The organism is Amycolatopsis sp. NPDC047767, from assembly GCF_040704195.1.
GTDB lineage: Bacteria > Actinomycetota > Actinomycetes > Mycobacteriales > Pseudonocardiaceae > Amycolatopsis.
Window position 1 is genome coordinate 242816 of record NZ_JBEYSJ010000008.1, and the last position, 12635, is coordinate 255450.

Here is a 12635-nt window from a genome sequence, read left to right on the forward strand (position 1 = left end):
AAGGTAGCGAACGTGAACCTACTTGCGCCAGGCCGTGCGGCGCTTGCGGAAGTCGAGCACGAGCAACAGGGCGAGGAACGCGGCGAGGCCGATGAGCCACACGTTCTCGGTGTTGTTCTCGTGGTTGCCCTTGAGCATGAGCAGCAGGATGACGACGCTGACCCAGCCGGCGATGCGCGTGGCCTTCGGGAACGAGCCGTGCCAGCCCCACTCGGCCGACGGCTCGTCGCGCGGGTCCACCGCGGGGCGCTTCTCGATCGCCTTGCCTGCCACGATCACTCCTCCTGACCCGCTCAACCTCGTACGCCGCAATGATCCCACACCCCCGAGTGCTCCGCGGAGACGGGCCGCGGCTCGGCGGGCGATAATGGCGTGCGATGACTACCTCGCGAAGCGTCCTCGTGCTCGGCTCGACCGGGTCCGTCGGAGCCCAGGCCCTCGACGTCACCGCCCGCAACCCCCACCTGTTCACCGTTGCGGGCATCGCCGCCGGTGGCTCCGACCCGCAGGCGCTCGCCGCGCAGGCCCTGGCCCACGGTGTGGAGGCCGTGGCCGTGAGCCGCCCGACGGTGGTCGAAGACCTGCAGCTGGCGCTGTACGCGGAGGCACAGCGGCGCGGCTACTCGAAGGGCGAGTTCCGCATCCCGCGCATCTTCGCCGGCGCCGACGCCGTGACGGAGCTCATCGACGCCGTCAACGTCGACGTCGTGCTCAACGCCCTGCCCGGGTCGCAGGGCCTCCAGCCCACGCTCAAGGCCCTGGCCACCGGCTCGACGCTCGCGCTGGCCAACAAGGAGTCCCTCATCGCGGGCGGGCCGCTCGTGCTCGCGGCCGCGAAGCCGGGGCAGATCGTGCCGGTGGACTCCGAGCACTCGGCCATCTCGCAGGCCCTGCGCTCCGGCCGGGACGACGAGGTCGCGCGCCTGGTGCTCACGGCGTCGGGCGGGCCGTTCCGGGGCAAGAAGCGCGAGGACCTCGCCGACGTGACGATCGAGCAGGCGATGGCGCACCCGACGTGGTCCATGGGCCCGGTCATCACGATCAACTCGGCCACGCTCATCAACAAGGGCCTGGAGCTGATCGAGGCCGCGCTGCTGTTCGGCATCGAGCCCGCGCGCATCGACGTGACCGTGCACCCGCAGTCGATCATCCACTCGATGGTGACGTTCGTCGACGGCTCGACGATCGCCCAGGCCAGCCCGCCCGACATGCGGCTGCCGATCGCGCTCGCGCTGCACTGGCCCGAGCGCGTGCCCGGCGCCGCCGCGGCGTGCACGTGGGACACGGCCGCGAGCTGGACGTTCGAACCCCTCGACAACGAGGCCTTCCCGGCGGTCGAGCTGGCGCGCCACGCGGGCACCGTGGGCGGCTGCCTGCCGGCGGTCTACAACGCCGCGAACGAGGAGGCCGTGGCCGCCTTCCTCGCGCAGAACACCGGTTTCACGTCGATTGTGGACACTGTTTCCCAGGTGGTCGAAGCCGCCGACGAATGGCGTCGCGAACCGCGCGACGTCGAGGACGTACTCGCCGCCGAGCGCTGGGCTCGAGGGCGCGCAGGATCGATGCTGGGTAAGGGGAAGTAGCGCGTGCTCGCCTACATCATCGGGGTGGTGCTGTTCGCCCTGGGCATCTGCATCTCCGTCGCGCTGCACGAGGCCGGCCACATGGTCACGGCCAAGATGTTCGGCATGAAGGTCCGCCGGTACTTCATCGGCTTCGGGCCCACGATCTTCTCGTTCAAGCGCGGTGAGACCGAGTACGGCGCGAAGTGGATCCCGCTCGGCGGATTCTGCGACATCGCCGGCATGACGGCGCTCGACGAGGTGACCCCGGACGAGGCGCCGCGCGCGATGTGGCGGTTCAAGACGTGGAAGCGCACCGTCGTGATGTCGGCGGGCTCGATCACGCACTTCATCCTCGGCTTCATCGTGCTGTACCTGATGTCGGTCACGATGGGCCTGCCGAACATCGCGGCCGCGTCGGAGCCGGTGCAGCCGGTCATCCAGAGCACCTCCTGCGCCCGCGCGGCCACCACCACGCAGCAGCTGAGCGACACCTCGTGCCCGCCCGGCGCGCCGACTCCGGCCGCGACGGCCGGGATCAAGGCGGGCGACAAGATCGTCTCCGTGGCGGGCAAACCCACCGCGAGCTGGACCGACGTTTTGCAGGTCGTGCAGGCCGCGAAGGGCCCCACGCCGATCTCCGTGCAGCGCGGCGGCCAGACCCTGAACCTGGTGGTGGACATCCCGAGCGTGCAGCGGCTGGGCGCCGACGGGAAGGTCCACGAGGTCGGTATGATGGGCGCCTCCACCGTGATCCCGCCGCTGTACCTGCACTACAACGGCATCACCGGCATCGGCGCCACGTTCTCCTTCACCGGCGACATGTTCGCCCAGACCGCGCAGCGCCTGGTGGAGTTCCCCGAGCGCATCCCCGCCGTGGTCAGCGCGATCTTCGGCGGCGAGCGCGACCCGAACACCCCGGTCAGCGTCGTCGGCGCGAGCCGGATCGGCGGCGAGGCCGTGGAGCAGGGCCTGTGGCAGATCTTCTTCTTCCTGCTGGCCAGCCTGAACTTCTTCATCGGCGTGTTCAACCTGCTGCCGCTGCTGCCGCTGGACGGCGGGCACATCGCCGTCGTCTGGTACGAGAAGGTGCGCGACTGGCTGCGCGGCCTGCGTGGCAAGGCGGCGGGCGGACCGGTCGACTACACCAAGCTTTCGGCCGTCACCATGGTGCTGGTCGTGATCGGCGGCGGAATCACTCTACTGACGGTCACAGCGGACATCGTGAACCCGATTCGCTTGCAGTAACCGGTCCCACCGGTCGGGTCACTACCCGGCCGGTGGGCCCCCGACCGGGGGTAACGCTGCTCACCGTGACGGTTGACTTCGTTGAAGCAGGGCCGGATGGAGTAGGTAGGCTGGGGACGTGACCGTCGCGCTAGGTATGCCTGCACTGCCGCCCCCCGTCCTCGCCGAGCGCCGCAAAACCCGCCAGCTCCACGTGGGTTCCGTCGGTGTCGGCAGCGACTTCCCCATCTCCGTCCAGTCGATGACGACGACGCTGACCTCCGACGTCAACGCCACCCTCCAGCAGATCGCCGAGCTCACCGCCGCCGGCTGCGACATCGTCCGTGTCGCGTGCCCGTCCGCCGACGACGCCGAGGCGCTGCCCGCGATCGCGAAGAAGTCGCAGATCCCGGTGATCGCCGACATCCACTTCCAGCCCAAGTACGTGTTCGCCGCCATCGAGGCCGGCTGCGCCGCCGTGCGCGTGAACCCGGGCAACATCCGCAAGTTCGACGACCAGGTCAAGGAGATCGCGCAGGCCGCGAAGGACCACGGCACGCCGATCCGGATCGGCGTCAACGCCGGTTCGCTCGACAAGCGCCTGCTCGAGAAGTACGGCAAGGCCACGCCCGAGGCGCTGGCCGAGTCGGCGATGTGGGAGGCCTCGCTCTTCGCCGAGCACGACTTCCACGACATCAAGATCTCGGTCAAGCACAACGACCCGGTGGTCATGGTCCGCGCGTACGAGCTGCTCGCCGAGCAGTGCGACTACCCGCTGCACCTCGGTGTCACCGAGGCCGGGCCCGCGTTCCAGGGCACGATCAAGTCGGCCGTCGCGTTCGGCGCGCTGCTGCGCCAGGGCATCGGCGACACCATCCGCGTGTCGCTCTCGGCCCCGCCGGTCGAGGAGGTCAAGGTCGGCGCGCAGATCCTGCAGTCGTTGAACCTGCGGCCGCGCAAGCTGGAGATCGTGTCGTGCCCGTCGTGCGGGCGCGCGCAGGTGGACGTCTACACGCTCGCAGACCAGGTCACGGCCGGTCTGGAGGGCATGGAGATCCCGCTGCGCGTCGCGGTCATGGGCTGCGTCGTCAACGGCCCCGGCGAGGCCCGCGAGGCCGACCTGGGTGTCGCGTCCGGCAACGGCAAGGGCCAGATCTTCGTGAAGGGCGAGGTCATCAAGACCGTGCCCGAGCACGCGATCGTGGAGACCCTGATCGAAGAGGCCATGCGCATCGCCGAGGAAGCCGGCGAGAGCATCGGCGAGGGTTCGCCGAGCGTCACGGTCGGCTGAGTTTTTCTCGCACCGGCCCCGCGCCTTCGGGTGCGGGGCCGGTTTTTTCAGCCCTGCAGGTGGTGCTGGGCGGCGTCCTTGATCTGCATGCGCACGTTCTCCAGCGCCGCGGCGACCTCGTCGATCTGCTGGCTGGCCAGCTGGATCGCGCCCTGGATGGACGTGGCGGTGGACGTCTCGCCGAGCAGCCCGAGCACCTGCGACTGCAGGTCCTCCAGCTCGCCCTTCGTCGCGAGGGCGATGCCGGTGGGCACCGAGTCGGCCAGCAGTTCGAGTTGCTGGGCCTGCTCCTGGATGGTCACTGCCGCGTCCCTTCTCCGGTGGCCCCCGCTGTCCGTGGTAGCAGAAACCGGCGCCTTCCGGCCTACGCTGGTCAGGTGAGTCACAGCTGGGCCACCCGCTTGCCGCACCCGGTGCTGCGGCCGCTGGTCACGCGCTACATCGGCTACGCCCAGGACGACGTCACGTTGTCGGTCCACCGCGGCCTGCCGTCGCGGCACGTGACGCTGATCATCAGCCTGGAGCAGCCGATCCGCTTCGCCGGCTTGCCCGGCTCGGGCACGCTGCAGGCGCTGGTCGGCGGCCTGCACACCTCGCCGGCGCTCATCACGCAGGACCGGGTGCAGTGCGGCCTGCACATCGAACTGGATCCGCTGGGCGTGCGTTCCCTGCTCGGCGTGACGGCCGCGGAGCTGAGCGGGCGGGTCGTGGACCTGGCCGAGTTCGGCCGGCCGTGGGCTTCGTTGCCTTCGCGCCTCTTCGAAGCTGCGGACTGGCCCACGCGATTCGCCGTGCTGGACGAGGTGCTGGTTGCCTCGGCCGCGTCGACGCCCCCTCCGGCTCCCGAGCTGGGCGAGGCTTGGCGGCTCCTGCGGGCGCGTTCGGGCGGCGTGCGGGTGACGGACCTGGCCTCGTCGGTCGGCTGGAGCCGCCGGCACCTCGGCGAACGCTTCCGCGCGGAGGTCGGCCTGGCCCCGAAACAGGTGGCGCGCGTGCTGCGCTTCGAACGCGCCGGCAGCCTCCTGCGCGCCGGCGCCTCGGACCTGGCCACGGTGGCCGTCGACGCCGGCTACTACGACCAGGCGCACCTGTCGAACGAATGGCGCGCTCTCGCGGGGTGCTCACCGCGGACGTGGATCGCCGAAGAGCTCCCGTTCCTCCAAGACGACTCGGTGCCCGCGGAACCAGAAGCCTGAGGCTGTTCTCACCAGGTCAAAGACGGCTCAACCTGCCTGCACCGGTCGCGCGCCAGCGGTACTCGCCTTGTCTGAACGTGACGGTCAACTCGATCTTCCGAATGGCGTCGAGTGTTTCGACATAGGCAGTGTTGCTGGCCGCCCGTTGACCGTCTGCACTGGGCTCGTAGTAGGCGGCCTGACCGATTTTCGTGAACACGTCTGCTCGAATCGAATGCGTGAGTCGCCGCCCGATCGCGGGGAGTTCGGCTCCCACTCGCTCGGTCGTTGACAGGGTGCCGAGGTTGAAGGTGTGGTTGAAGGTGAGCACTCGCGTTTTGACGACAACGTCGTAAACGGGCAGGTCGGTGGTGTTCGCGAACAGGGCGACAGGCGTGAGACCGCCGTTGGAAGTCACCCACACCGCGAACTTGCGTGCATTGCGCTCGCTGGTTTTCCGCTCGTCGAGTTCCCATCCTCGGCGGGCGATCCAGAGCGCGGCCACGGCTGCGGCGATTGAGCCGATCCCACCAGCCCAGCTGCCCCATGCTGCCCACCAGTCGGCGTCTTGGCGGGTGGCGATGCCGACGGCGAGCAGCACCAGGAGTCCGATTGCAGTGATGAAGGCGGTGAACATGCCGCCTTGGCCAATTCGCATGCCGATCAGTCGGAGGATCGGGTTCGATCGTTTCGCCTCGGATCGCCGAAGAGCTCCCGTTCCTCCAAGACGACTCGGTGCCCGCGGAACCAGACTCGACGGCATGACACCTCAACCGACAGTCTGGCCCGCCCTCCGCTACGACGACGCCCCCGCGGCCGTGCGCTTCCTCGTCGACGTCCTGGGCTTCGAGGAGACGCTGGTGGCCCCCGGTGGCGCCGAGCGCGCCATCGCCCACGCCGAGCTCCGCTGGCCCGAAGGCGGCGGCGTGATGCTCGGCAGCTGCGATGGCCCCGCCGACAACGTCCACGACGCCATGAAGCCGGGCACCGGCGCGATCTACGTCGTCTCCGACCACGTGGACGCCATCCACACCCGCGTGGCCGCCTCCGGCGCCGACATCACCCTCGCCCCCCACGACACCGACTACGGCTCACACACCTTCAGCCTGCGCGACCCGGAGGGCAACAGCTGGACGATCGGCACCTACCGGGGCGCGTGAGCGCCGCTTGGTGCTTGTGCTGTTCCTCGTCTTGCGCAGAGAACCGGGCGTTCGCGTCGGACCGAGCCTGCAGGCCTCGATCACGGCCGGAGTTGTCCATACCGTCGCCGAGTTGTGGACAACTCGGCCGGTTCGGAACTTGGCCACGGGTTTTGTCGGGGGCGGGCGATAGAATGGACGAGGGACGCCCCCTTGCGAGGGCGGGGGTTTGTCCCGTCGGCCCCGAGCCTCGAAACCCGGCCGCCGGCGCGCCGCGACCGGCTACTGGACCGGTCGTTCGAACGTCACCAACAGTCCGTCCACCCCTCCAGGTCCCACCCGGCCCTTCACGTCAGCCGAGGTGATGGTCTTCAGTTGCCATCCGTCGCTGGCCTCGTCGTTGAGGAGGCGTTCCAGCTTGTCGCCGGACATTTTGCCGCCCAGCATCTTCTCGCGGAGTTCGACGACCTTGTACGTGTAGCGCTGCATACGTCCGATTGTGCCGTTCATCTGAGCGTGTCGGTGGGCTTGCGTTCCGTTCATCCGCGTCATCTGGCACTCTGGACACTGTGTTGCGGCTTGCAGGTGCACGGCTGCTCGACGATCGGGACTATCCGGCAGTGCGCGCCGCACTGGCCGCCGACCCGGTGAGCAGCTGCATGGTCAGCGCCAGGGTCGAGGCCGCGGGCCTCGACCCGTGGCGGCTTGGTGGCGAGCTCTGGGCTTCCGACGGCCGCCCGGGGCGGTCCACGCGGTTCCAGGGGTTGTGTTTTGCCGGCCCGAACCTGATTCCGTTGCGCGGCAACGCGTCGGCGTTGCGGTCGTTCGCGGACCGGGCGTTGCGCCGCCAGCGCACATGCTCGTCGCTCGTCGGGCCGGCCGAGCAGGTGCTGGGGTTGTGGGACGAGCTGTCGAGCGAGTGGGGGCCCGCCCGCGAAGTGCGGGGTGACCAGCCGCTGATGGCGCTCGACGGCAGCCCGCACGTGAAAGCCGACCCGCACGTGCGCGCGGTGCGGCCCGACGAGCTGGACCGCTACCTGCCCGCGGCCGTCGCGATGTTCATCGAGGAGGTGGGCGTCGACCCGCGCAGCGGCGACGGCGGCGCCAGCTACCGCGCCCGCGTGAGCGAGTTGATCGCCACCGGACGGGCGTTCGCCCGGTTCGAAGACGGCGAGGTCGTGTTCAAGGCCGAGATCGGCGCGATGTCGGCCGGCGTCGGCCAGATCCAGGGCGTGTGGGTGCACCCGGAGCGCCGCAGCGCGGGCTTGGGCACCGCGGGCACGGCCGCGGTCGTCAACCGGCTCGTCCACGGCCTCGGCCGCACCGCGAGCCTCTACGTCAACGCGTTCAACAGCCCCGCCCTCGCCGCGTACCGCCGGATCGGGTTCCAGCAGGTCGGCCAGTACGCGACCGTCCTGTTCTGAACCCGATTCGCCCTTCCGGGTCGGCGTTTCGGCCCGGAACGCGCCCGCCGGGCTGGTTCGATCCGACGCATGGCACCTGGTCGGCACCCGCACCGTCGACACCGCGCAGCGGCCCTGACCGCCGCCGTCGCGACCGTCCTGCCGCTCGCCGGCTGCGGCCTGTTCTCCTCCGACGGACCCGAAGACACCCTCGCCGCCTTCCTCACCGCCGTCAGCACCGGTGACGTCGCCGCGGCCGCCGCGCGCACCGACTCACCCGACGCCGCGAAGATCCTGCTCACCCAGGTCCGCACCGCGCTCAAACCCGAGTCGATCGAGGCGAGCGAGGAGACCGTGAAGCAGTCGGGCGACAACGCCACCGGCGGCTACCGCCTCACCTGGCACCTGCCCAAGGGCCGCACCTGGAGCTACACCTCCGACGCCCAGCTGCGCTCGGCCGAAGACGGCTGGCAGGTGCACTGGCAGCCCACCGTCGTGCACCCGCAGCTGGCGCCGTCGCAGAGCATCGCGATCGTGGCCGACCCGGCCGAACCCGCGCCGGTGCTCGACCGCGACGGCTTCCCGCTGCTGCGCCCGCAGACCGTGATCGGCGTCGTCGTGGACCCGGCGAAGACGGGCAACACCACGGCCGTCGCCAGCAAGCTCGGCTCGGCACTGCACCGCTTCGAGCCGACGGTGACCGGCCGCTCCGTGCTCGACGGCATCAAGGCCACCAAACCCGGTGCCGCCTACCCCGTGCTTTCCTTGCGCGACACCGACTACGAGCAGGTCAAGCCCACCATCTACGACCTGCCCGGCGTCCGCTTCACGAGCCAGGAACGCCTCCTGCCCGACAACCGCGACACCGGCCGCCAGATCCTGCCCGCGCTGCGCTCGATGGTCGAGCAGCAGGCCGCGGGCGGCGCGGGCTGGCGGATCGTCTCGCTCGACGTCACCGGCAGCGAGGCCAGCGAGCTCGACGCCGTGCCGCCCAAGGAGCCGCCGGCCGTCACGAGCACGCTCAGCACGCACATCCAGACCGCCGCCGAGAAGGCCCTGGCACCGGTGAAGACCGCCGCGGCCATCGTGGCGCTGCAGCCGTCGACGGGGCAGCTGCTGGCCGTCGCCCAGAACGAGCCCGCCGACGAACAGGGACCGCTCGCGCTCACCGGCCGCTTCCCGCCGGGGTCGACGTTCAAGATCGTCACCGCGACGGCCGCGCTCACGGCCGGCCGCGTTAAGGTCGACTCACCGGTCGCCTGCCCGGGCACGGTGACGTTCGCCGGCCGCGTGGTGCCCAACGAAGGCCGCTTCGACCTCGGTACGGTGCCGCTGGCCAAGGCGTTCGCGCAGTCGTGCAACACGACGTTCGCCCAGCTGTCGGCCGACCTCTCGCCGACGGCACTCGCCGACGCGGCGCGCTCGCTCGGCATCGGCGCCGACTTCGTGATCCCCGGCCTGACGACCGTCACCGGGTCGGCGCCGAAGACCGATTCCGTGGTGCAGCGGGCGGAAAACGGCTTCGGGCAGGGGACCGTGGTCACGAGCCCGTTCGGGATGGCGCTCGCCGCCGCGGCCGTGCAGTCCGGAAAAGTCCCCGTTCCGACGCTGGTGCGCGGCCAGCCCGCCAAGGTGAGCGGCCTCGGCCCGGCGCCGCGGCCGGAGGTGCTCGACGCCGTGCGCTCGATGATGCGCGACGTCGTGACCACCGGCACAGCCACCGCCCTGCGTGATCTGCCCGACGTGCGCGGGAAGACCGGCACGGCCCAGTTCGGCGACGGCACGCACTCCCACGGCTGGTTCGTCGGCTACCAGGGCGACCTGGCGTTCGCGGTACTGCTCACCGACGCCGGCTCGTCGAAACCGGCCGTCGACGCCGCCCACCGGTTCCTCGCGGGCGTGGCCGCGAAGTGACGTCGTAGTCTGGAGGGCATGTCCGTTCGTGCCCCGTTGAAGCCCGGCGTCCAGACTCCGCGCCGCGCCGTTCCCGCCGACATCGCCCGCCCCGAGTACGTCGACCGGCCGGCGCCGAAGCGGGACACCGGCAACGGTGTGCGCACGCCCGAGGTGATCGAGGCCATGCGCGTGGCGTCGAGGATCGCCGCACAGGCGCTGGAGGAGGGCGGCAAGGCCGTCAAGCCCGGCGCGAGCACCGACGACATCGACAAGGTCGTGCACGAGTTCCTGCTCGACCACCACGCCTACCCGTCGACGCTGGGCTACCGCGCGTTCCCGAAGTCGTGCTGCACCTCGCTCAACGAGGTGATCTGCCACGGCATCCCCGACTCGACCGTGATCGAGGACGGCGACATCTGCAACATCGACGTCACCGCCTTCATCGGCGGCGTCCACGGCGACTGCAACGCCACCTTCCTCGCCGGCGACGTCTCCGAGGAGGCGAAGCTGCTCGTCGAGCGCACTCGCGAGGCCACGGCGCGCGCCATCAAGGCGGTGCGCCCCGGCCGGCAGCTGAACGTGATCGGCCGCGTGATCGAGGCGTACGCCAAGCGCTTCGGCTACGGCGTGGTGCGCGACTTCACCGGCCACGGCGTCGGCCCGGCGTTCCACACCGCGCCGACGGTGCTGCACTACGAGGAGCCCTCGGTCCACACGCTGATCGAGGAGGGCATGACCTTCACGATCGAGCCGATGATCACCCTCGGCACCATCGACTACGACGTGTGGGATGACAACTGGACCGTGACCACGAAGGACAAGAAGTGGACGGCCCAGTTCGAGCACACCCTCGTGGTCACGGCCGACGGCGCGGAGATCCTCACGCTCCCGTGAGGTGCGCGGCCCGGGCCAGCTGAGCGGGGTCGGCCTTGCTCTTCGGCGCCGGTGCCTTGGCACTGCCCTGCACGCCGAGCTCCTGCGCGATCAGGCCGGCCTCGGCTTCCATCCCGGCTTTGAACGGGTGGTAGGCCACGGCCTCGAAGACGTTGGTGCTCTGGCCGTTGACCCACGCGGCGCGGCCGGCGCACGCGTCGTGGCCGAGGCTGGGGCCGTAGGTGTCGACGAAGTGCACGCCTTCGCTCTGTGCAGCTTCTTCGATGGCGGCGTTGAGCTTCTGCTCGATGCCGTCCGCCCACGCGTAGTCGCCGTCGGCGAACGGGATCACGCTCGGGCACGTGCCCGTGGGCGGCAGCAGGCGCGGGTAACCGACGAGCACGATCGTCGCGGCGGGGGAGCGGTCCTTCACGCCTTGCACGACCTTCGCGACGTTGCGGCCGGTCGCCTGCACCGCGGCGGCCATGGTGTCCACGCCGTCCACGGTGTAGTGCGCCTGGCAGGGCGCGCCGGTCGGGTCGTCGGCGCGCAGCGTGGGGCAGGTGCCGGTGAGGTCGCCGAAGACGCTGTCGTCGTTGCCGCCGATGCCGATGGTGACCAGGTCGGTGTCGGCGTGCAGCGCGTCGAACTGCGGCTGTTGCGTCGAGAGCGGAATGCTCGGCGACGGCGTGACCTGCGGCTGCGTCATGTTCGACGTGTCGGCCGACGAGCAGCTGACGTCGGTGAACGCGCCGGCCGTGTCGTAGATCCCCAGCCGCGTCGCGAGCCAGGACGGGTAGTTGTTGTTCGACCGGAAACACCAGCTCAGCTGCTGCCACGGAATCAGCGGCCCGGCGGTGTACGAGTCACCGAGCGCGACGTACTTGCGGAACGACGGCGTACTGGCGGCCGCGGCGGTGGCACCGGCGACCAGCCCGGCAACCACGAGCAACACGACAAGGGGCGAACGGCGCACGAGGTGACCTCTTCGTCCGGGGGATGGTGATCGAACTCTCGCGCGGCGGCGGGAACTGCCGCAACTTATCTGAGAGACTTTCACGTTCAAGTCTCACGCGGGCGGGTGAGGCTGTTCGTCGGTCGTGGCGGGGGCGTGGCCTCGGGGCCGGGTCGCTGCCGCGAGAAGCGGCCGGGAGTGTCGCGCGGCCTTGGTGGTGCAGACCTGCCGGGAGCCGCTCGGGTCGCCGTGTGGCGAGCGATTTCGGTCAGCAAGCGGCGGTCGCTGACTTCCTCAGCGCGGCACAAGGAGCGTTGGCACTCCGCGAGCATCGGCGGCGTCGGCTCGGGCGGCGGGGCGAGGAATCGTCCCGGGTTCGCGGGCAGCGAGCCGGGTCGGAGCCCGTGCGAAAGCGTTCGTCAGTCGGCGGTTTTGCCCGATTCCTCGGCCCGCGCCAGGATTTCGTCGAGGAAGTCGCCGGCGGCCTGGGCGGCGCCGGCCGGGTCGCGGGCTTCGATGGCGTCGACGATGGCGCGGTGCTGGGCGAGCTCGGCGTGGTCGGGGTGGTCGTAGGTGGAGGCGACGCTGGCGGTGATGGCCTCCATCAGGCCGCGGTAGAGCTCGAACAGCAGGCCGTTGTGTCCACATCGGACGATCTCGAGGTGGAACTCCGCGTCGGTGCGGGCGAAGTCGTCGACGCGGCCGTCGAGCTGGTCGGAGTCGCGCCGCTGGAGCAGCACGCGCAGGCTCTCGACTTCCGCGTCGGTGCGGGCGGTGGCGGCCAGGCGCGCGCCTTCGACCTCCAGGGTGCGACGGACCTGCAGGATCTCGCGCAGCTCGGTGCCGCACAGGCGCCGAAGGGCGCCGGAGACCTCGCTGGTGGCGCGGACGTACGTGCCGTCGCCCTGGCGGACTTCGAGGATGCCGGTGTGCGCGAGCGCGCGGACGGCCTCGCGCACGGTGTTGCGCCCGACGCCGAGCTGGGCGACCAGCGCGGGCTCGGTGGGGATGCGCTGCCCGACCGGCCATTCCCCCTGTGCGATCGCGTCGCGCAGCTGGTCGATGACCTGGTCGACCAGGCCCGCGCGCCGGGTGGTGGCGAGAGGCACAGGAT

General features: G+C 70.5%; 14 protein-coding genes. 8 read left to right on the forward strand and 6 right to left on the reverse strand.

The features are described 5' to 3' along the window. Positions 1 to 18: 18 nt before the first annotated feature. Entirely contained in the window at positions 19 to 273 is a 255-nt protein-coding gene (locus AB0878_RS17590; protein WP_366580983.1) for a DUF2631 domain-containing protein, read from the reverse strand. A 104-nt stretch (positions 274 to 377) separates the two neighbouring features. Here AB0878_RS17590 and dxr point away from each other — a divergent pair, with 104 nt between their 5' ends. The 3 genes from dxr to ispG all read left to right on the forward strand — a co-directional run bounded on the left by dxr (position 378) and on the right by ispG (position 4080). After that, positions 378 to 1583, forward strand: coding sequence for a 1-deoxy-D-xylulose-5-phosphate reductoisomerase (gene dxr / locus AB0878_RS17595; protein ID WP_366580985.1), 1206 nt, complete (start codon positions 378 to 380; stop codon positions 1581 to 1583). Positions 1584 to 1586: 3 nt separating this feature from the next. Next, a complete protein-coding gene (locus AB0878_RS17600; protein ID WP_366580987.1) occupies positions 1587 to 2810 on the forward strand; it encodes a site-2 protease family protein in 1224 nt (407 codons plus the stop codon). A 118-nt stretch (positions 2811 to 2928) separates the two neighbouring features. After that, positions 2929 to 4080: a flavodoxin-dependent (E)-4-hydroxy-3-methylbut-2-enyl-diphosphate synthase gene (ispG, locus tag AB0878_RS17605; protein WP_366580989.1), complete on the forward strand. Its 1152-nt coding sequence runs from the start codon at positions 2929 to 2931 to the stop codon at positions 4078 to 4080. Positions 4081 to 4127: 47 nt separating this feature from the next. On the opposite strand, the gene AB0878_RS17610 is transcribed toward ispG, so the two are convergent. Further along, the gene (locus AB0878_RS17610; protein WP_220237842.1) at positions 4128 to 4382 is read right to left on the reverse strand and encodes a hypothetical protein; all 255 of its coding nucleotides are present in this window, start codon (positions 4380 to 4382) and stop codon (positions 4128 to 4130) included. A 75-nt stretch (positions 4383 to 4457) separates the two neighbouring features. Here AB0878_RS17610 and AB0878_RS17615 point away from each other — a divergent pair, with 75 nt between their 5' ends. Further along, positions 4458 to 5276: an AraC family transcriptional regulator gene (locus AB0878_RS17615; protein WP_366580991.1), complete on the forward strand. Its 819-nt coding sequence runs from the start codon at positions 4458 to 4460 to the stop codon at positions 5274 to 5276. A gap of 16 nt (positions 5277 to 5292) precedes the next feature. On the opposite strand, the gene AB0878_RS17620 is transcribed toward AB0878_RS17615, so the two are convergent. Beyond that, positions 5293 to 5892, reverse strand: coding sequence for a hypothetical protein (locus AB0878_RS17620; protein WP_366580993.1), 600 nt, complete (start codon positions 5890 to 5892; stop codon positions 5293 to 5295). Between the two features lie 124 nt (positions 5893 to 6016). On the opposite strand from AB0878_RS17620, the gene AB0878_RS17625 reads away from it, so the two are divergent. Further along, positions 6017 to 6415, forward strand: a complete 399-nt coding sequence (locus AB0878_RS17625; RefSeq protein ID WP_366580995.1) for a VOC family protein — start codon at positions 6017 to 6019, stop codon at positions 6413 to 6415. A 261-nt stretch (positions 6416 to 6676) separates the two neighbouring features. Here the strand turns inward: AB0878_RS17625 and AB0878_RS17630 are convergent, their stop codons facing one another. Next, entirely contained in the window at positions 6677 to 6883 is a 207-nt protein-coding gene (locus AB0878_RS17630) for a DUF4177 domain-containing protein (RefSeq protein WP_366580997.1), read from the reverse strand. An 80-nt stretch (positions 6884 to 6963) separates the two neighbouring features. On the opposite strand from AB0878_RS17630, the gene AB0878_RS17635 reads away from it, so the two are divergent. From AB0878_RS17635 to map, 3 genes are all read left to right on the forward strand, one after another. Next, the gene (locus tag AB0878_RS17635) at positions 6964 to 7818 is read left to right on the forward strand and encodes a GNAT family N-acetyltransferase (protein ID WP_366580999.1); all 855 of its coding nucleotides are present in this window, start codon (positions 6964 to 6966) and stop codon (positions 7816 to 7818) included. A 69-nt stretch (positions 7819 to 7887) separates the two neighbouring features. Continuing rightward, positions 7888 to 9711 carry a penicillin-binding transpeptidase domain-containing protein gene (locus tag AB0878_RS17640; protein ID WP_366581001.1) on the forward strand — a complete coding sequence of 608 codons (1824 nt, stop codon included), beginning with the start codon at positions 7888 to 7890 and terminating at the stop codon, positions 9709 to 9711. Between the two features lie 18 nt (positions 9712 to 9729). Next, positions 9730 to 10587 carry a type I methionyl aminopeptidase gene (gene map / locus AB0878_RS17645; RefSeq protein ID WP_285969430.1) on the forward strand — a complete coding sequence of 286 codons (858 nt, stop codon included), beginning with the start codon at positions 9730 to 9732 and terminating at the stop codon, positions 10585 to 10587. Here map and AB0878_RS17650 read toward each other — a convergent pair. Continuing rightward, positions 10574 to 11542 (reverse strand): SGNH/GDSL hydrolase family protein, encoded by a 969-nt coding sequence (locus tag AB0878_RS17650; protein WP_366581004.1) that lies wholly within the window; start codon positions 11540 to 11542, stop codon positions 10574 to 10576. The two genes, map and AB0878_RS17650, sit on opposite strands and share 14 nt — an antisense overlap. 398 nt (positions 11543 to 11940) lie before the next feature. Next, positions 11941 to 12630, reverse strand: coding sequence for a FadR/GntR family transcriptional regulator (locus AB0878_RS17655; protein WP_366581006.1), 690 nt, complete (start codon positions 12628 to 12630; stop codon positions 11941 to 11943). Between the last annotated feature and the right edge of the window lie 5 nt (positions 12631 to 12635).